Genomic DNA, 18401 nt, shown 5'->3' on the forward strand with positions numbered 1-18401 from the left:
GCGAAAAGCCGCAGCCGACAGTTACGCGCCTTGGAACACAAGGCGCGCAAGCTGGGCATGCAGTTGGTGATGGCTGGATAATTTTTAGAGCAAAAACAATGGGTTATTTTTTGTTTGATAAGAGCTGCCGCAGGCTGCGATCTTTTGAGCATCCCGCCAAACGATCAGAACAGGTACGATACCCGTTATCTTTTTCCAGTCCTGTTTTCGGAGTTGCCCATGAGCGCCGTCAATCGCGCAGCGGTGGAAGCCGTCCTTCGCCAATACACCGACCCATACCTGAACCAGGACCCGGTCAGCGCCGGGTGCGTGCGCAACATCGACATCCAGGGTGACCGCGTCAGCGTTCAGCTGGAATTGGGATACGCCGCCGGCCTGTTCAAGAGTGGTTGGGCACAAATGCTGGAAATGGCTATTCAGGGGCTGGATGGCGTAGCCAGTGCCAAGGTCGACATCACCAGCGTGATTGCTGCACACAAGGCCCAGGCACAGATTCCGGGCCTGGCGAACGTTAAAAACGTGGTGGCCGTGGCGTCTGGCAAGGGCGGCGTGGGCAAATCCACCACGGCGGCCAACCTGGCCCTGGCCCTGGCCCGCGAAGGCGCCAAGGTCGGGATTCTCGATGCAGACATCTACGGACCGAGCCAAGGCATCATGTTCGGCATCCCTGAGCGCACCCGCCCTGAAGTCAAGGATCAGAAGTGGTTCGTGCCGCTCAAGTCCCATGGCGTCGAAGTGATGTCCATGGCGTTCCTCACCGATGACAACACACCGATGGTCTGGCGTGGTCCGATGGTCTCCGGCGCCTTGTTGCAATTGGTGACCCAGACTGCCTGGGGCGACCTGGACTACCTGGTCATCGACATGCCGCCAGGCACCGGTGACATCCAGCTGACCCTGGCGCAGAAAGTGCCTGTGGCCGGTGCGGTCATCGTGACCACTCCGCAGGACCTGGCATTGCTGGACGCGCGCAAGGGCGTGGAAATGTTCCGCAAGGTCAACATTCCGGTGCTGGGCGTGGTGGAAAACATGGCCGTGCACATCTGCTCCAATTGCGGACATGCCGAACATCTGTTCGGTGAGGGCGGTGGCGTGAAACTGGCCAACCAGTATGGCGTCGAACTGCTGGCCTCGTTGCCGCTGTCGATGGTCATCCGCGAACAGGCCGATGGCGGCAAGCCAACGGTGATCGCCGAGCCTGACAGCCAGATCGCCATGGTCTACCAGGAACTGGCCCGCCATGTCGGTGCGCGGATCGTATTGCAGGAAGCGTTGACGCCGGCGATGCCGAACATCAGCGTCAGCGACGACTAATAAGCTGAAATACGAATCCCTGTAGGAGCGAGCCTGCTCGCGATGGTGTATCAGTCGACACCGCGACGCCTGACACACCTTCGCGAGCAGGCTCGCTCCTACAGTTGTTCTTTGTCGCGTCTTAGATCCGTAACCCGCCATCCATCTCCAGAATCCGACCGGTGTAATAGTCGTTCTCGAAGATGTACGCCGCCGAATGGGCGATTTCCTCAGGCTTGCCCATACGCTTGAGCGGGATCCCGGCGGTCATTTTTTCCAGCGCTTCAGGCTTCATGCCCAGAGTCATTTCGGTTTCGATGAAGCCCGGTGCAATCCCGGCGACGCGAATGCCGTAGCGCGCCAGTTCCTTGGCCCAGGTCACAGTCGCCGCAGCGACACCGGCCTTGGCTGCCGAGTAGTTGGTCTGACCGACGTTGCCTGCGCGGGAAATCGACGAGATATTGATGATCGCGCCGCTGTTGTTCAGCTCGACCATTTTCGCCGCGACTTCACGGGTGCACAGGAACACGCCGGTCAGGTTGACGTCGATGACCGCCTGCCACTGGGCCAGGCTCATTTTGGTCATTTCGCCATCCTTGACCTTGAGCAACAGGCCGTCGCGCAGGATCCCGGCGTTGTTGATCAAACCATGAATCGCGCCGAAGTCTTCAGCGACCTGGGCAACCATGTGGGTCACTTGCTCTTCGTTGGCCACGTTGCACAGGTAGGCGCGGGCCTCGACACCTTGCGCCTTGCAGGCCGCGACGGCATCGTCGAGTTTTTCCTGATTGAGGTCGACCAGCGCGAGTTTCGCGCCAAGGCCTGCGAAATACTCGGCCATGGAACGGCCCAAACCCTGGCAACCGCCCGTGATAATGATTACTTTGTCAGTGAGTTGCATTCGCATGCCCCCGGTAGCAGATCTGAGTGGTTTCCTTGTAGAGAGCCTCTCGATCTGCGCCTGACGTGGCCCGGCTGCACATGAGAACTGCCCCGATGGCGTGCTGGGACTTTCACCAGCAGCTCGTCCGTTTTTATGACGGATTCTATTTAAGGAGTCATAAATTGAGCGTTGAAGCGGCTAAGCATGCACGAGAATTGCTCCTCAAGGAATACCGTGGGGTGCTCTCGACGCACTCCAAATCGATGCCCGGTTTTCCATTCGGCTCCGTGGTCCCGTACTGCCTGGACGAGCAGGGCCGGCCGCTGATCCTGATCAGCCGCATCGCCCAGCACACTCACAATTTGCAGAAAGACCCGAAATGTTCGCTGTTCGTGGGCGAGCGTGGGGCTGAAGATGTCCAGGCCGTTGGTCGGCTGACTTACCTGGCTGAGGCACAGCAGCTCGAAGACGAAGCCGCCATTGAAGCCGCCTCCGAGCGTTACTACCGCTACTTCCCCGAGTCGCAGGGCTATCACAAGGCCCACGATTTCGACTTCTGGGTGCTCAAGCCAGTGCGCCACCGTTACATCGGCGGTTTTGGCGCGATTCATTGGGTCAACGACCTGACCCTGGCCAACCCGTTCGCCGGCAAGGCCGAAGTGAGCATGGTCGAGCACATGAACGCCGATCACGCCAAGGCCATCGCCCATTACGTCGAGCTGGCCGGACTGCCGAAAAACGTACCGGCGCAAATGGCCGGTATCGATAGCGAAGGCATGCACCTGCGTATCGGTCAAAGCCTGTACTGGTTGCCGTTTCAAGCGCCTTGTAATACGCCGACACAAGTTCGCGAGGCCTTGGTTTCTCTGGCCCACGCCGGGCATTGGCCGAAAAATGAAGTGGCCGATGCTTGAATTCACGAAACGGCGACGTCATTTAAGGTGAACTGGCAAGGCATTCTTGCGTTGAGGAACCATTTGATGCGCCCTTTTTTGTTGCTCTTTCTGCTGTTCCCGGTGTTGGAGCTGTTCGTATTCGTCAAGGTGGCAGGGTCTATCGGGTTTTTCCCGGCCCTGCTGCTGATCATTCTCGGCTCGATGTTCGGCGTGTTCGTGCTGCGCGTCGCCGGCCTGGCCACGGCCCTGCGTGCCCGTGAAAGCCTGAACCGCGGCGAGCTGCCGGCCCAGACCATGCTCGAAGGCCTGATGCTGGCATTGGCCGGTGGCCTGCTGATTCTTCCCGGTTTCATCAGCGATGCGATCGGCCTGTTCATGCTGCTGCCGTTCAGTCGTCGCCTGCTGGCCAATAAAATGCGCCAGCGCGCCGAAGAGCAGGCGATGCGTCAGCGAGCGTTTGCCGACGACCTCCAGGCCCGTGGCGGCCCGGTGCCTCGCGAGCCGCTGGGTCGTGAACCCAACGTGATCGAAGGCGAGTTCGAACACCGCGATACCAAGTAATACGCACATCGACACGGCACCTTCGGGTGCCGTGTTCGTTTGCGGGGGCAGCGAACTGAAATTTTTTCGATCCCCGCCCTTGTAATAAGCTTATGCGCCCTTATGTAACGGTCACCGCAAGGTTTCTGGCGAACACGCCAGACAGACTTCCGCGGTTCGTTGACGAACCGCACCCGGCACCGCCGGACTTTGTTAAACCCGCCGGGACTACACCGGCCGATGAAAACCACAATTAGGAGAGATCGACAATGAAGCTTCGTCCTCTGCATGACCGCGTCGTCATCCGTCGCAGCGAAGAAGAAAAGAAAACCGCTGGCGGTATCGTCCTGCCAGGTTCGGCTGCTGAAAAAGCCAACAGCGGCGAAATCCTCGCTGTCGGCACCGGCCGCGTACTGGAAAACGGTGAAGTGCGTGCACTGTCCGTGAAAGTGGGCGACAAGGTTGTGTTCGGTCCTTACTCCGGCAGCAACACTGTGAAAGTCGACGGCGAAGACCTGCTGGTAATGAGCGAGAACGAAATCCTCGCTGTTATCGAAGGCTGATACCCCCGTCCATTTTCCGCTACTACAAAGTATTTAAGGAATATCGATCATGGCTGCTAAAGAAGTTCTGTTTGGCGATTCCGCCCGCAAGAAAATGCTCAAAGGCGTCAACGTCCTGGCTGACGCGGTAAAAGCGACCCTGGGCCCGAAAGGCCGTAACGTGATCATCGAGAAGAGCTTCGGCGCTCCGACCATCACCAAGGACGGCGTTTCCGTCGCCAAAGAAATCGAACTGGATGACCGTTTCGAAAACATGGGCGCGCAGCTGGTCAAAGACGTTGCCTCCCGTGCCAACGATGACGCTGGTGACGGTACTACCACCGCTACCGTCCTGGCTCAATCGATCGTCAACGAAGGCCTGAAAGCCGTCGCTGCCGGCATGAACCCGATGGATCTGAAGCGCGGCATCGACAAGGCGACCATCGCCATCGTCAAAGAGCTGAAAAACCTGTCCAAGCCATGCGCTGACACCAAGGCTATCGCTCAGGTAGGTACCATCTCCGCCAACTCCGACAACTCCATCGGCGACATCATTGCCGAAGCCATGGAAAAGGTCGGTAAAGAAGGCGTGATCACCGTTGAAGAAGGCACTGGCCTGGAAAACGAACTGTCGGTTGTAGAAGGCATGCAGTTCGACCGTGGCTACCTGTCCCCGTACTTCGTCAACAAGCCGGAAACCATGGTTGCCGAGCTGGACAACCCGCTGGTTCTGCTGGTCGACAAAAAGATCTCGAACATCCGCGAAATGCTGCCAGTGCTGGAAGCCGTTGCCAAAGCTGGCCGTCCACTGCTGATCGTTTCCGAAGACGTTGAAGGCGAAGCCCTGGCGACTCTGGTCGTGAACAACATGCGTGGCATCGTTAAAGTCGCAGCCGTCAAGGCTCCAGGCTTCGGCGACCGTCGCAAGGCCATGCTGCAGGACATCGCCGTTCTGACCGGCGGTACCGTTATCTCCGAAGAGATCGGCCTGAGCCTGGAAAGCGCCACCCTGGAAAACCTGGGCAGCGCCAAGCGTGTGACCATCTCCAAGGAAAACACCATCATCGTTGACGGTGCTGGCGTAGCAGGCGACATCGAGTCCCGCATTGCTCAGATCCGTGCTCAGGTTGCCGAAACTTCCTCGGACTACGACCGTGAAAAACTGCAAGAGCGTCTGGCCAAGCTGTCCGGCGGCGTTGCAGTGATCAAGGTTGGCGCTGGTTCCGAAGTAGAAATGAAAGAGAAGAAAGCCCGCGTTGAAGACGCCCTGCACGCAACCCGTGCAGCCGTTGAAGAAGGCGTGGTACCTGGCGGTGGCGTTGCGCTGATCCGTGCTCTGGAAGCAATCCTCGACCTGAAAGGCGACAACGCCGACCAGGACGTGGGTATCGCCGTTCTGCGTCGTGCCATCGAAGCACCGCTGCGTCAGATCGCTGCCAACAGCGGTGACGAGCCAAGCGTTGTGGTCAATGAAGTCAAGAACGGCAAAGGTAACTTCGGTTACAACGCTGCGACTGGCGAATACGGCGACATGATCGAAATGGGTATCCTGGATCCGACCAAGGTCACCCGTTCCGCGCTGCAAGCTGCATCGTCGATCGGCGGTCTGATCCTGACCACCGAAGCTGCTGTTGCTGATGCACCGAAGAAAGACGGCGGTGCTGGCGGCGGTATGCCAGACATGGGCGGTATGGGCGGCATGGGCGGCATGATGTAAGCCAGCCTTACCCCTGTACGAAAAAACCCCGCCTGCGAAAGCAGGCGGGGTTTTTTATGGCCCGGATTCCGATGGTCACATCGATCTATTGTGGGAGCGAGCCTGCTCGCGAAAGCAATGTGTCAGTCAACATCATCGTTGAATGTTGAGCTGCTTCGCGAGCAGGCTCGCTCCCACATTATTTGATTTGTGCTTCAGACGGCTACAGGTTCTGCAGTGGTCCCGCGTTCAGTCCTCAAAGCCGGTCGATACAGAACGTAGTAATACGATCCCAGACAAATCAGCCAACAGAACACCGCCGTCCACACGTTGTGCGAGAAGAAGTGCGCACCCTGCATCATTCGTCCGATGGAGAACACCGAGCCGAGGGCGAAGGCGAAGACAAACGCTGCGCGAGCCATGCGCGGGCGACGGTCACGCAATACGAAAAACAGGGCAAACAGGGTGAAACCGGTGGCCGCATGGCCGCCGGGCCAGCAACGTCCCGGTTTTTCGGTGTGCGGGCGATGGCTCAACAGTTCGCTGTACGTCTCGTGACCGCCGAATTGCTCTAGGCTCCAGGGGCATTGCACCGCGGTCACCGCTTTCATGGGCGTGACAAAGGAAGTCGCCAGGCCCAGGGACAGCACCAGGCAACCCAGTTCGCGCTTGTACGGCTTGAGTTTTGCCATGAAAAACGAAGCGATATAGCCGAGGACGGCGAACACCGAAAATGCAATGACGACCTGCTTGGCGCGGGTATGCAGGATGTTTTCCAGGAAGTAACTGTGCCGTCCGATGAAGTCTCCCGCGACCGGGTCGTAGAACAGCTTGGCAAGGTCCATGTCCAGTGAGGTCAGTTCGAGCAACACCAGAACGATCGCCGCAACGGCGGGAACCCCCAGGCACACCCGGAAGTTGAGCGGGCGAGGGGCAGGGCGGACAGCGGTTGATGACATGGTGGATCCTGAACAAAGGAACAAGCCCCGGGGCATCAGCCCGGGGCGATTCGGTTAACGTTCGCCGACTTGACCGGCACCCTCCTTGGGCGCCTTCCAGCCAAGCAGCTGTTGCTTGAAGCCATAACTGGCGGTTTGGTAATAGGTGATTGCGCGGGTAATCAGCGGGTCATCGGCGCTGGACCGGGACTCGCGGCTTTCGGTCAGTGCGTCATCGTGACGACGCAATCCCTGGCGAGGGCTCAAAATCGCCAGGTCCTTGCCGTCGAACAACCCCAGGTGCTGGTAGTTACCGACCACCACTCGTGGCGGCAGCGGGTTGTCCTGCAACAGGTTACGGCCAAAGAACGTCGACTCATAATCCAGATTGAGCAAGCCCAGCAACGTCGGCGCCAGATCGATCTGGCTGGCCAATTGCGCAGTTTCCCGAGCTTCGATCAACTTGGGCGCATAGATGAACAGCGGAATCTGATAGTTGGCGATGGGCAGGTCTTCCTTACCGGCGCTGCCTGCGGTGTGGTCGGCGACAAAGACGAAGATTGTATTGTCAAACCAGGGCTTTTGACGCGCCTGATCGAGAAACTGACCAATGGCGTAGTCGGTGTATTTCACCGCGCCGTCACGGCCGTTGCCGGACTTGATGTCGATGCGGTTGTCCGGATAGGTGTAAGGGCGGTGGTTGGACGTCGTCATCAGTTGCAGCAGGAATGGTTGCTGCCTGGCATAGTCGGCATCGGCCAGTTTCAGTGTCTGGTTGTAGAGATCCTCGTCTGCCATGCCCCAGGCATTCTTGAAGTGAATCTCCGACTCCTTGACGCTGCTCTGGTCCACGATGCGGTAGCCATTGCCGCTGAAGAACGCATTCATGTTGTCGAAGTAACCGCGACCGCCATAGACGAACACACTGTCGTAGCCCACGGCATTGAGTTGCTGGCCAAGGCTGGCAAAGCCGCTTTCGCGCCCCACGCGCTTGACGATCGAGCGACCGGGTGTCGGCGGAATCGCCAGGGTGATGGCTTCCAGGCCGCGATCGGTGCGGGTGCCGGTGGCGTAGAAATTATTGAAGTACAGGCTCTGCTTGCGCAGGGCATCAAGGTTGGGTGTCAGGTTGCGGGTATCGCCGTTGCTGCCCATGTACTTGGCGCTGAAGCTTTCAATGGTAACCAGTACAATGTTGGGCTTGCGCGGTGCGCCCGGGTTATCGATCTGCCGGCGAATGTCCTGCGGGTCCTCACCCACGAAGCGGGCATTGGGTTCTGCCAGTTCGGCGTGAATCTGTTGGGCAACCACGGCCGATGGCAGCGTGCTGTAGAATTGCGGGTAGTCCAGTTCGTTGTTACGGAACGCGGCGAAGAATTGGTAGGGGCCATTGCTCGCCAGTTCGTTCTGATAAGCGTTGCCGCCCTGGGCGCGCGGAGCGTCCTGGCTGAGCAGTTGCATGCTCAGGCCGGCGACGATCAACAAACCGAGTGCATTGAGCAAGCGACCACGTAGCGGCGGCAACGGCGCATCGAGTGCAACAGTGAACGCTTTACGTAATGCAAGACTCAGGACCACGGCCAGCACGGCGAGGATGCTCAGCAGCGTGCCGATCGGGTATGACTCCAGCAGGTTGTTCAATACTTCGTCGGAATACACCAGATAGTCGACGGCGATGAAATTGAAGCGAACGCCGAATTCATCCCAGAACAGCCACTCGGCCACCGAGGTGAACAGCATCGCGAACAGACTGACCGTCAGCAGACCTTGAAGAAACCAGCGGTGCCCACGACTGCGCCACAAGACCGGTGGGCACAGCAATAGGTAGAGGCCCATGGGCAATGCTGCGTAGGCAATGAAACCCATGTCGTACAGCAGGCCGATGCCGAACACCGACAGGAAGCCGCTTCCGGCCTCATCCAGATGAGTGAGAAGCAGGACTGTTCGAGTCAGAAAAAAAATCACCAGCCAGGAGCCAGTCACCAGTAGCAAAAAGCGCATGGGTGCCGTCTTCAAATAGTCCATTTTTTGCATTCCTTTTTATCAACCGCATGAAAGTCTCGGCTGACCACTGTAGTCAGCGCGTGAATCGATAGTGAAAAACTTGTCAATCATACCTATCAGTTGATCGAATTGATTCACCCATGGCCTTCCCCTAGCCGTGGGCCACACTTGGCCTTAAGCTGCGCGGGCCATGACGGCCGTTACTGTGGACGGAGAGATACCCATGCGAATTCTATTGGTTGAAGACAACCGCGATATCCTGGCCAACCTGGCCGATTACCTGGGGCTCAAAGGCTATACCGTGGATTGCGCGCAGGACGGTCTTTCGGGTCTGCATCTGGCGGCCACCGAGCATTACGATTTGATCGTGCTCGATATCATGCTACCCGGCATCGATGGCTACACCCTGTGCAAGCGTCTGCGCGAAGATGCCCGACGCGATACGCCGGTGATCATGCTCACGGCCCGCGATCAACTGGATGACCGTCTGCAAGGCTTCAAATCCGGCGCCGATGACTACCTGATCAAACCGTTCGCCCTGTCTGAGCTGGCGGCGCGTATCGAAGCGGTCATGCGCCGTACCCAGGGCGGCGGACGGCGGACCTTGCAGGTCGGCGACCTGAGCTACGACCTCGACACCCTGGAAGTCACTCGCGAAGGCCGCTTGCTGAAACTCAACCCGGTCGGCCTGAAGCTGCTGGCCGTGTTGATGCAGAAAAGCCCGCATGTATTGCGCCGTGAAATTCTTGAAGAAGCGCTCTGGGGCGACGACTGCCCGGACAGCGACAGCCTGCGCAGCCATGTCCACCAACTGCGCCAGGTGATCGACAAGCCGTTCGCCAAGCCATTGCTGCAAACCGTGCACGGTGTGGGGTATCGCTTGGCCGAGGGGCGTGATGGAGTTTAAGCAGAGCCTTTCTCAACGCATCATCATTGCCTTTGCGCTGATGAGCGCACTGGTGGCGGGTGCCTTTGCCATGGGCATTGTGGCGACCGTGCACCTGGTGGAAGAAAAACTGATTTCGGCAGGTCTGGGTGGCGACTTGCAGCGCCTGTTGCTGATGGACAATGTCACGGACTGGCGCCATCGTCCCGAACCGGACCAATTGTTCTACTTCAGCAGCGGGCCAGGCGATTTCAGATTGCCCAAGGATTTGCGGCACCTGGAGCCGGGTTTCCATGAAGTGTTCCGTGAAAACCTGTCGTACCACGCCATGGTCGAAATCGTCGACGGCCGACGTTACGTGCTGTTGCAGGACCAGAGCGACTTCGAAGAGCGTGAGCGGGTGCTGTTTGCCGTGGTGCTGGTGGGTTTCGTCCTGAGCCTGGCGCTGGCGGTATTTCTCGGCTGGGTCCTGGCCCGCAAGGTCATGGCGCCGGTGGTGCGGTTGGCCCGCCAGGTACGCCATCGTGATCAACTGCTCGGTTTGGCTCCTCCGTTGGCTCCGGACTATGCCGCTGACGAAGTGGGCGAACTGGCCGTGGCCTTCGACGCCACCCTCGGGCGCTTGCGTCAGGCCTTGACCCGCGAGCGGTTGTTCACCAGCGACGTTAGCCACGAATTGCGTACGCCCCTGATGGTATTGGCCAGTTCCTGCGAGTTGTTGCTGGAAAACCCCGGTATCGATCAGCGCGGCCGCGCTCAGGTCGAGCGCATTGCCCGGGCGTGCGAAGAAATGCGTGAGCTGGTGCAAACCTTCCTGATGCTGGCCCGTGCCCAACGCGAAGACGCCAGCATGTCGCCGCAGCAGTCCCTTAGCCAGGTGGCCGATGGCCTGCTCGGTCTGTGGCGCGAGCCCATTGAAAGCAAGGGGTTGAAGCTGATCTTCGAACCGGGCAACCCCGAGGCCAAGGGCTACAACGCGACGTTCTTGCACGCGGTGATGGGTAACTTGCTGCGCAATGCCTTGCATTACACCGAGCAGGGCTTCATCCGCCTGACCCTGACGGCTACGGGCTTTCTGGTCGAAGACAGTGGCGTGGGCATTCCCGAGGAAAAACGCGAGGCGATGTTCGAACCGTTCGTTCGGGGCGACGAAAAACGCGGGGAAGGCTTGGGCCTGGGGCTTTCACTGGTGCAGCGGATCTGTGAAAACCAGGGCTGGAGCGTCAGCCTGACAACCATGGAACCTAGTGGCTGCCGTTTTCAGGTGGAGTTGTCCTGAATTTGATCAGTTGAGTCGGGCGTTCAGCAAACGCTACCTGTTCTGTAAAGTCCTGTAACATTTTTGGGTTTTCCGTGACAATTTTTTCACAAGTGGATCACCTGTCGCCGACAGCCCAAAACCTAAGGTAGTTGCTATCAGAAGTTCAGGAGACCTGATGATGGACGGCCCGGTCAAACTCGATTTTTCCGAAAAGTACGACGCTCAGCACGCGCAACGCTATTTGCGCAAACATCAGGAGGGTCTCGGCCGTCGACTGTCCCATTGGCGTGACGAACAACTGGCGCGCAAGGCGCTGGCCCTGGCTGGCGAGCCTGGCCTGGTCCTCGATTTGCCGTGCGGTGCAGGGCGTTTCTGGCCCTTGCTGGCGGAAAAATCCAACCGCGTGATCGTCGGTGCCGATAACTCGGAGTCCATGCTGAAGATCGCAACCCGGGCGCAACCTGCCGACGTGGTGAAACGGGTACAACCCTTGCACACGTCTGCATTCGACATCGCTTTGCCGGACAACTCCGTCGACAGCATTTTTTGCATGCGCTTGCTCCACCACATCGGTGAAGCCGAGCATCGCATGGCCATTTTGCGCGAATTCGAGCGAGTTTCCCGTGACAGCGTGATCCTTTCGCTGTGGGTCGATGGCAACTTCAAGGCCTGGAAACGCAAGCGTTCGGAGAAAACCCGTGGGCAGGAAGGTTACCAAAACCGGTTTGTGTTACCGGTCGCTACCGTAGAAAAGGAATTTGAGCAGGCGGGGTTCCGCATCCAGGAACAACTGGACTTTTTGCCGCTCTATGCGATGTGGCGAGTTTACGTATTACGCAAGAGGTAACAGGATGGCAGTGCAGTATGCAGCAGAAACGGAAGTCGCTCCCCAGGACCGCTTCGATTACTTTTGGAATCAGCGCGGTGAATGGGTGGAAGAACCCAACGTCCGTCGCGGCGGGGAAAGCGGTGTTCAACGGGTGATGGGCAGTGATGGTCAACTGCTCTACGTCAAGCGTCAGACCGGGCATATCCATCGTAGCCTGCAGCACCCCTTCGGGCGGCCTACGGTAATGCGTGAGCATGCTGCGCTCATCGGAATGACCGAGCTTGGCGTACGGGTTCCGCAAATCGTTTTCTGTGGCGCACAACGCGATCCTGTACACAAGTGGCGTGCCTTGCTGATCACCAGGTCGCTGGACGGCTACGAGGAAATCGATCGCTGGTATGCCGGTGGCGGTCGCGAGCGTCATGGTGATGCCATAAATGAGCGAGTGCTCAAGGACCTGGCTGAAAATCTGGCTCGCATGCACAAGGGCCGTTGGCAGCACGGTTGCCTTTACGACAAGCACGTATTCGTTCGCGTGACCGGTGAGGGCGAGTCGGCCAAGGTCGAAGTGGCCCTGATCGATCTGGAGAAATGCCGACGGCGTTTGACCGCCTATCGCGCAGCTGTCCATGACATGAAGCAGTTGCGTCGCCACTCGTCGTTCAGCGCGGCAGACTGGAAAAAGCTCGTCTATTTTTATGAGACGGCGTTTGGCAGCGCTATCAAGGGTTTATAGCGATGAAACTCGAAATTGCACGAGGTTTGTTTTTGGTAGGAGCCTTGGCAGTTGCATCAATCGCGATGGCAACCTGGGAGCAACCGCGCGCCCAGGTTCTCAGCTCGATAAACGCAGAAGAACATTGTCCATTACCACGGGTTGCGAAGGCGCCCGTGGCCACTCGACCCGATCATGATCTGTTGTTGTTCATGTTCGGACTTTCTCAAGGATTGAGGTCGCAAAATTGAACCGATTGAAGCCCAAATGAAAGGCCTCGCTGATGCGAGGCCTTTTTTTTGCGTGCAGTGTAGGAGCGAGCTTGCTCGCGATGGTCGTTAACGATAGCGCGTATTTACTGGCCAAACGCGGCGCTCATGAGTCCATCGCGAGCAAGCTCGCTCCTACAAGTTCATTTGTGTCAGCGCTTATCCGGTTTGGCCAGCAACGTGTAGATGCAGGGCAACACAAACAGGGTGAACAGCGTGCCGATCGACATGCCCGTTGCGATGACCGTACCGATGTCGAACCGGCTGACCGCGCCGGCACCGGTGGCGATGATCAATGGCACCATGCCGAACACCATTGCCGCGGTGGTCATCAAGACCGGACGCAGCCGGATGGCCGCCGCTTCCTCTACCGCTTCCCTGGCCGTCAGGACCTTGTCCTTGCGTAGCTGGTTGGCGAACTGGACGATCAGAATGCCGTGCTTGCTGATCAGCCCGATCAACGTCACCAACCCGACCTGGGTGTAGATGTTTATGCTCGACCAACCCAGGAACAGCGGAATCAATGCGCCGCAGATGGACAGGGGCACGGTGACCAGGATCACCAGCGGGTCGCGGAAGCTTTCGAACTGGGCCGCCAGTACCAGGAAAATGATTGCCAGTGCCAGGGCAAAGGTGACCCATAGGGCACTGCCTTCCTGAACGTACTGCCTCGATGCGCTGGCGTAGTCGAAGGCAAAGCCGGCGGGCGCCTCTTCCCGGGCGATCTGGCGCACGAGGTCGATGGCTTCCCCCATGCTCACCAGCGGTACTCCGGACAGGGTGGCTGAGTTGAGTTGCTGGAACTGGTTCAGTTGTCGCGGTCGAGCACGGTCGGAGACGGTGATCAGGGTCGACAACGCCAACAGCTCGCCCTTGGCGTTTTTCACGTAGTAATTGTTCAGCCAGTCTGGATTGTCGCGGAACGGCCGCTCGACCTGGGCAATGACCTTATAGCTGCGACCTTCAATGGTGAATCGGTTGATCTCGGCTTCACCCAGCAGAGTCGCCAGGGTTCCCCCCAGATCCTGCATGGAAACCCCCATCTGTGCAGCCTTGGCACGGTCGATATCCACCACCACTTCCGGTTTGTCGAAAGCCAGGTCAACGTGGACAAACGCAAACTTGCCGGATTCCTTCGCACGTTTTTGTACGCGGTCGGCCACCTGCAGCAGCAATTCGTAATCGTTGGCGGCGTTGATGACGAACTGGAACGGCAAGCCTTCGCCGGTGCCCGGCAGTGATGGCAGGTTGAAGCCGAAAATCTGCAGCCCCGGGATCTTTTCCAGTTTGGCCTGTACCTTGGGCAGGATCGCCATTTGCGTGCGACTGCGCTCGCCCCATGGCTTGAGCAGGAAACCGCCGATGCCCGATTGCACGCCGTTGAAACCGTTGATCTGGAATGACGAGTAGTACTCGGGAAACGCCTTGAAGATCGAGACGAACTCGTTGGTGTAGGCGTTCAGGTAGTCGAGGTTGGTCGGTTGCGGGGCGTTGGCAATCATGAAAATGACGCCCTGGTCCTCATCCGGCGCCAGTTCCGATTTGGTGAATTTGAGAAAGACCGGAATCAGGCACAACACGATTACAGCGAACACCAATACCACCGGCCGGGTGTTGAGGGTGCCGTGAAGCAGGCTCTGGTAGCGGCGCTTGAGGTTTTCGAAAATCATGTCCAGGCGATGGGCCAGGCCACTGGGATTCTCGTCGTGACGCAGAAGGTACGCACACATCATCGGCGACAGGGTCAGGGCGACGATACCGGAGATCACCACCGCGCCGGCCAGGGTCAGGGCGAACTCCTTGAACAGCGCACCGGTCAGGCCGGTCAGGAAACCGATCGGTGCGTACACCGCCGCCAGGGTGATGGTCATCGAGACCACCGGCATGGCGATTTCCCGGGCGCCTTCGATGGCGGCATCCAGCGGTGTCTTGCCTTCCTCGATGTGGCGATGAATGTTTTCCACCACGACGATGGCGTCATCCACTACCAAACCGATGGCCAATACCATCGCCAGCAGGGTGAGCAAGTTGATGGAGTACCCCATCATCTGCATGAAGAACATGACGCCGATCATCGACAGCGGGATGGTCACCACCGGGATCACCACCGAACGCAGGGCGCCGAGGAACAGGAACACCACCACGATCACGATCAGCACCGCTTCGAACAGGGTTTTCACCACTTCGTCGATCGAGGCCTGGATGAACAGAGTGGCGTCGTAGGCGATCTCACCCTTGAGGTTCGGCGGTAGCTGGGCCTCAAGGTCCGGCATGATCTTGCGCACTTCCTTGATCACCTCCAGCGGGTTGGCACCGGGTGTCGCCTTGATGCCGATGTACACCGAAGGGGTGCCGCCAAACGAGCTGATGGTGTCGTAGTTTTCCGCGCCCATTTCCACACGGGCCACATCGCGCAGCAACACACGGCTGTCGCCATCGACCTTGAGCGCAATCGCCCCGAAGGCTTCGGCGGACTTGAGTTCAGTATTGGCGTTGATGCTGGTGACCACGTATTCGCCTTTCACCTCGCCGGCGGCCGAAAGGAAGTTGTACTGGCGCACTGCGTTGGTCACATCGCTGGCGCTGAGGCCAAAACCAGAGAGCTTCACCGGGTCCAGCCACAGGCGCATGGCAAAGACCTGGTTGCCGAGGATCTCGGCTTCGGCCATGCCGGGCAAGGTCGCCAGTTTCGGCTGGATCACCCGCGACAGGTAATCGGTAATCTGCGGGTTGCTCAATTCCTTGCTGAAAAAGCTCATGTACATCAGCACTGACGCATCGGCAGATTGTTTGCTCAGCACCGGGTCTTCAGCGTCCTGGGGCAGCTGGCTCTTGACCTCGTTGGCCTTGGCCAGCAGTTCGGTAAACAGACGGTCGCTGTTGGCGCCGACGCGCGCGTAGATCGAGATCACCGAAAAGTTCTGGCGACTCACCGAGGTCATGTAGTCGATGCCCTCGGCGCTGGCCAGGCTTTGCTGCATCGGTTGGGTGATGTAGCCCTGGATGGTCTCGGCGTTGGCCCCGGGGTAGGCGGTGGTCACCGTGATCAGGGCGTTTTCCATTTGCGGGTACTGGCGCAGGGGCAGCTTGCCCCAGGCCTGGAAGCCCAGCAGCACAATCAGCAGGCTGACCACGGTTGCGAGAACCGGGCGGCGAATGAAGGGATCGGTAAAAGCCATGGGGATTCCTTGATCAGTCCGCGCGTGGCGGGCTGTTCCGCTCGGCCAGGGTCTTGTCGTCGCTGATGGCAATGTGTGCGCCGTTGTCCAGTTTGAGTTGGCCGGCGGTCACTACTTTCTCGCCACTCTGCACGCCTTTGGTGATCATCACTTGCCCATCGCGGTGTTCGCCGGTTTCGACAAAACGCCGTTCGGCGATCAGCACCGGTTGGCCCTTGTCGTCCTTTAACGGGCTGCCATCTTCGGCCTTCTTCGGTACGGCCACATACACCGAGTTGCCGTAGAGCGTGTAGGTAATCGCGCTTTCCGGTACCACGATGCGCGGTTGCGGGTCGGGCAGGAGCACCTGGAGGCTGGCGAACATGCCTGGCATCAACTTGCCATCGGGGTTGGCCAGGGTGGCGCGGACCTGCACGTTACGGGTGCTGTTCTCGACTTTGGGGTTGATTGCACTGATGGTGCCGGGGTACTCCTGGGCGGGGTACGCCGCGACAATGACCTGCACTGGCTGGCCAAGAGCAATCTTCGGCACGGACTGCTCGGGCACGAAAAAGTCGACATACAGGCTACTGAGGTCTTGCAGGGTGGCGATCATGGTGCCGCTGGCCACATAGTCGCCGACGTCCACCTGACGAATGCCGATGGTGCCGCTGAACGGCGCGATGATGCGTTTTTTCTCGAGAGCAGCCTTGAGCTGATTGACCGTGGCCCTGCTCTTTTTCAGGACCGCCGAGAGTCGGTCGAACTCACCTTTGGAAATCGCCTGGCTGCCGACCAGCTGGCTGCCACGGTTGTAGTCCAGCTGGGCCAGCCCAAGGTCGGCCAGGGCGGTTTCGAGCAGGGCACTTTCCACGGCGCTGTCGAGCCGGACGATGGGTTGACCGGCCTTGACCTTTTGCCCTGACTCGAACTGGACATCGATGACGGTGCCATCGGTCTCCAGGCTCAGGTCCACGCCTTGCAATGCCTTGAGCGTGCCAACGCTAGGCAGGCGGGCTTGCCATGGGCGTTCGGTGGCGGTGGCCACGGCAACGCTGATGGCTGGTCTGGGCACAGAGTAGCCTTGAACCATCGTGTAGATCGAGAAGGCTTTGTACGCGGCCAGGGCCAGCACAATCAGTAGTACGACACCCAACATGATCAGCATGCGGCGACGCAGCATATCCAGTTCCTTGGAGAAAATCAGGTGAGACAGCGGAGCACGTTACCGGGAGTGTAGAGGGTAATCCAACTGCCGTTTTTACAGGTTGTGAGGTATTAGAGGGGTGAAAGCCTGAAAAGATTCGTCGCCTTGGGCCACGCCTGCGGGGTGTCCGTCATCCCGATGCAGGCGCGGCCCAAGGCGGCGATCTTTTCTGAATTACGCCATCAGATGCAGATGGTTGTCCCAGAGCCCGGCGGGTAGCTCCAGCGGTTTTGCAACAAGGTTTGTCTGGCGGCAGTCGTAGTAGCGGCAGCGCCCCTGACCCGAGGTCACGACAAAACCATCGGCCACGGCGCCGACTCCGGCACAATCGGGCAGTGGCGCATCCAGGCGTACTTCACCGCTGTCCAGGTCCCAGATGAAAAAGCGGTTGCCCCGCGGTGCGGTCAACGCCACCAGGCGCAAGTCGCTGTGTACCGCGACGCTGGCGGTGTAGTGCCCCATGGCCTGCAACTGGTGCTCGGGCACCGGGAACGCGACGAAAGGCTGACCGGGACGCTTGATCGCCAACAGCTGCGACGGCTCATGGGCCGCGCCCATGAACTGCTGGCTGGCGACAATGGTGCCGTCGCTGGCGATGGCGAGATGGCGCACGCTGTTCATCTGCTGGGCGAGGGTTTCCTTGCTCAGCAGGGTGCCGTCACGTTGCATCAGGACCAGGCTCGGTTCCATGGCGTTGAGGTTCATCTCCACCCGGCTTTCGGCCTCGGTGCGAATCCCGCCGTTGGCCACCACCAGGGTTTCGCCATCGGGCATCCACGACACCTGATGGGGACCGAGGCCGTGGGTGGAAATCTCACCGCTGTGCACCAGCCGTTCGCCTTCGAATTTATACACGCCGAGCAGGCCGCGGCCCGGATCGCTGGTGTCGTTTTCAGTGGCGTACAGCCAGTCACCGCTGTGGTGAATGACCGCGTGTCCGTAGAAGTGCCGGTTCGGCTGTGACACCACGGTTTGCAGGAGCGCGCCGTCGCGCAGGTCGATCAGGTAGCTCTCGGTACCTGGACGACGGGCGACAAACAGCGCGATCGGCAGTGTCGGGTGGTTGATGATGTCGTGGCAACGCTGGCCGACCCGGGTGGCGAACTCCTGGGTGCCATCCAGCCGATAACCGACGGCGTAATGCCGGCCATCGGTATCGTCCCGTGCCGAAAGCAACAACGGACTCCTGTCCTTTTGCTTGAACAGCTTCCAGCCGCCCAGCGTCACTGCACCCAGCAGCAAACTACCTAATGTCAGAACCTGGCGTCGCAGCATGGAACCGGC

The 18401-nt window shown here is 59.1% G+C and carries 16 protein-coding genes; 10 read left to right on the plus strand and 6 right to left on the minus strand.

Features of this window, described 5'->3' with window-relative positions; translation table 11 throughout:
- Positions 1-219 precede the first annotated feature (219 nt).
- Positions 220-1314 (plus strand): iron-sulfur cluster carrier protein ApbC, encoded by a 1095-nt coding sequence (gene apbC / locus KGA83_RS05805; protein ID WP_218426935.1) that lies wholly within the window; start codon positions 220-222, stop codon positions 1312-1314.
- 121 nt (positions 1315-1435) lie between these two features.
- Here the strand turns inward: apbC and KGA83_RS05810 are convergent, their stop codons facing one another.
- The gene (locus tag KGA83_RS05810) at positions 1436-2194 is read right to left on the minus strand and encodes an SDR family oxidoreductase (protein WP_102671225.1); all 759 of its coding nucleotides are present in this window, start codon (positions 2192-2194) and stop codon (positions 1436-1438) included.
- Between the two features lie 164 nt (positions 2195-2358).
- On the opposite strand from KGA83_RS05810, the gene KGA83_RS05815 reads away from it, so the two are divergent.
- The 4 genes from KGA83_RS05815 (at position 2359) to groL (ending at position 5871) form a co-directional block, all read left to right on the plus strand.
- Complete coding sequence (locus KGA83_RS05815; protein WP_223529038.1) at positions 2359-3090, plus strand: HugZ family protein; 732 nt, start codon at positions 2359-2361, stop codon at positions 3088-3090.
- A 66-nt stretch (positions 3091-3156) separates the two neighbouring features.
- Positions 3157-3633 carry an FxsA family protein gene (locus tag KGA83_RS05820; protein WP_108215015.1) on the plus strand — a complete coding sequence of 159 codons (477 nt, stop codon included), beginning with the start codon at positions 3157-3159 and terminating at the stop codon, positions 3631-3633.
- A 248-nt stretch (positions 3634-3881) separates the two neighbouring features.
- The gene (locus KGA83_RS05825; protein ID WP_007985847.1) at positions 3882-4175 is read left to right on the plus strand and encodes a co-chaperone GroES; all 294 of its coding nucleotides are present in this window, start codon (positions 3882-3884) and stop codon (positions 4173-4175) included.
- 49 nt (positions 4176-4224) lie between these two features.
- Positions 4225-5871, plus strand: a complete 1647-nt coding sequence (groL, locus tag KGA83_RS05830) for a chaperonin GroEL (protein ID WP_108215016.1) — start codon at positions 4225-4227, stop codon at positions 5869-5871.
- Between the two features lie 194 nt (positions 5872-6065).
- On the opposite strand, the gene KGA83_RS05835 is transcribed toward groL, so the two are convergent.
- Positions 6066-6809 carry a phosphatase PAP2 family protein gene (locus KGA83_RS05835; protein ID WP_223529041.1) on the minus strand — a complete coding sequence of 248 codons (744 nt, stop codon included), beginning with the start codon at positions 6807-6809 and terminating at the stop codon, positions 6066-6068.
- A 54-nt stretch (positions 6810-6863) separates the two neighbouring features.
- Complete coding sequence (locus KGA83_RS05840) at positions 6864-8813, minus strand: LTA synthase family protein (protein ID WP_108215018.1); 1950 nt, start codon at positions 8811-8813, stop codon at positions 6864-6866.
- A 202-nt stretch (positions 8814-9015) separates the two neighbouring features.
- Between KGA83_RS05840 and colR the strand changes: the two genes are divergently transcribed.
- The 5 genes from colR (at position 9016) to KGA83_RS05865 (ending at position 12734) form a co-directional block, all read left to right on the plus strand.
- Positions 9016-9699: a two-component system response regulator ColR gene (gene colR / locus KGA83_RS05845; RefSeq protein ID WP_020799911.1), complete on the plus strand. Its 684-nt coding sequence runs from the start codon at positions 9016-9018 to the stop codon at positions 9697-9699.
- Positions 9689-10957 (plus strand): sensor histidine kinase, encoded by a 1269-nt coding sequence (locus KGA83_RS05850; RefSeq protein ID WP_108215019.1) that lies wholly within the window; start codon positions 9689-9691, stop codon positions 10955-10957. Before colR ends, KGA83_RS05850 begins: the two co-directional genes overlap by 11 nt.
- A 160-nt stretch (positions 10958-11117) precedes the next feature.
- Positions 11118-11786 carry a class I SAM-dependent methyltransferase gene (locus KGA83_RS05855; protein ID WP_108215467.1) on the plus strand — a complete coding sequence of 223 codons (669 nt, stop codon included), beginning with the start codon at positions 11118-11120 and terminating at the stop codon, positions 11784-11786.
- A gap of 4 nt (positions 11787-11790) precedes the next feature.
- Positions 11791-12504, plus strand: a complete 714-nt coding sequence (locus tag KGA83_RS05860; RefSeq protein ID WP_108215020.1) for a lipopolysaccharide kinase InaA family protein — start codon at positions 11791-11793, stop codon at positions 12502-12504.
- A 2-nt stretch (positions 12505-12506) separates the two neighbouring features.
- On the plus strand, positions 12507-12734 hold the full coding sequence (locus tag KGA83_RS05865; protein WP_108215021.1) for a hypothetical protein: 228 nt from the start codon (positions 12507-12509) through the stop codon (positions 12732-12734).
- A 170-nt stretch (positions 12735-12904) separates the two neighbouring features.
- Here the strand turns inward: KGA83_RS05865 and KGA83_RS05870 are convergent, their stop codons facing one another.
- The 3 genes from KGA83_RS05870 to KGA83_RS05880 form a co-directional block, all read right to left on the minus strand.
- The gene (locus tag KGA83_RS05870) at positions 12905-15931 is read right to left on the minus strand and encodes a multidrug efflux RND transporter permease subunit (RefSeq protein WP_223529044.1); all 3027 of its coding nucleotides are present in this window, start codon (positions 15929-15931) and stop codon (positions 12905-12907) included.
- A 13-nt stretch (positions 15932-15944) separates the two neighbouring features.
- Positions 15945-17093 (minus strand): efflux RND transporter periplasmic adaptor subunit, encoded by a 1149-nt coding sequence (locus KGA83_RS05875; protein ID WP_108215023.1) that lies wholly within the window; start codon positions 17091-17093, stop codon positions 15945-15947.
- A 198-nt stretch (positions 17094-17291) separates the two neighbouring features.
- Positions 17292-18392, minus strand: a complete 1101-nt coding sequence (locus tag KGA83_RS05880) for a DUF1513 domain-containing protein (RefSeq protein ID WP_115947402.1) — start codon at positions 18390-18392, stop codon at positions 17292-17294.
- Between the last annotated feature and the right edge of the window lie 9 nt (positions 18393-18401).

The organism is Pseudomonas sp. GL-R-19 (genome assembly GCF_019956375.1).
GTDB lineage: Bacteria > Pseudomonadota > Gammaproteobacteria > Pseudomonadales > Pseudomonadaceae > Aquipseudomonas.

Bases quoted from the DNA above. Each gene is read 5' to 3' on its own strand.
- apbC (WP_218426935.1), top strand. From the start codon at position 220: ATGAGCGCCGTCAATCGCGCAGCGGTGGAAGCCGTCCTTCGCCAATAC.
- KGA83_RS05810 (WP_102671225.1), bottom strand. From the start codon at position 2,194: ATGCAACTCACTGACAAAGTAATCATTATCACGGGCGGTTGCCAGGGT.
- KGA83_RS05820 (WP_108215015.1), top strand. From the start codon at position 3,157: ATGCGCCCTTTTTTGTTGCTCTTTCTGCTGTTCCCGGTGTTGGAGCTG.
- KGA83_RS05825 (WP_007985847.1), top strand. From the start codon at position 3,882: ATGAAGCTTCGTCCTCTGCATGACCGCGTCGTCATCCGTCGCAGCGAA.
- groL (WP_108215016.1), top strand. From the start codon at position 4,225: ATGGCTGCTAAAGAAGTTCTGTTTGGCGATTCCGCCCGCAAGAAAATG.
- KGA83_RS05835 (WP_223529041.1), bottom strand. From the start codon at position 6,809: ATGTCATCAACCGCTGTCCGCCCTGCCCCTCGCCCGCTCAACTTCCGG.
- KGA83_RS05840 (WP_108215018.1), bottom strand. From the start codon at position 8,813: ATGGACTATTTGAAGACGGCACCCATGCGCTTTTTGCTACTGGTGACT.
- colR (WP_020799911.1), top strand. From the start codon at position 9,016: ATGCGAATTCTATTGGTTGAAGACAACCGCGATATCCTGGCCAACCTG.
- KGA83_RS05850 (WP_108215019.1), top strand. From the start codon at position 9,689: ATGGAGTTTAAGCAGAGCCTTTCTCAACGCATCATCATTGCCTTTGCG.
- KGA83_RS05855 (WP_108215467.1), top strand. From the start codon at position 11,118: ATGGACGGCCCGGTCAAACTCGATTTTTCCGAAAAGTACGACGCTCAG.
- KGA83_RS05860 (WP_108215020.1), top strand. From the start codon at position 11,791: ATGGCAGTGCAGTATGCAGCAGAAACGGAAGTCGCTCCCCAGGACCGC.
- KGA83_RS05865 (WP_108215021.1), top strand. From the start codon at position 12,507: ATGAAACTCGAAATTGCACGAGGTTTGTTTTTGGTAGGAGCCTTGGCA.
- KGA83_RS05870 (WP_223529044.1), bottom strand. From the start codon at position 15,931: ATGGCTTTTACCGATCCCTTCATTCGCCGCCCGGTTCTCGCAACCGTG.
- KGA83_RS05875 (WP_108215023.1), bottom strand. From the start codon at position 17,093: ATGCTGCGTCGCCGCATGCTGATCATGTTGGGTGTCGTACTACTGATT.
- KGA83_RS05880 (WP_115947402.1), bottom strand. From the start codon at position 18,392: ATGCTGCGACGCCAGGTTCTGACATTAGGTAGTTTGCTGCTGGGTGCA.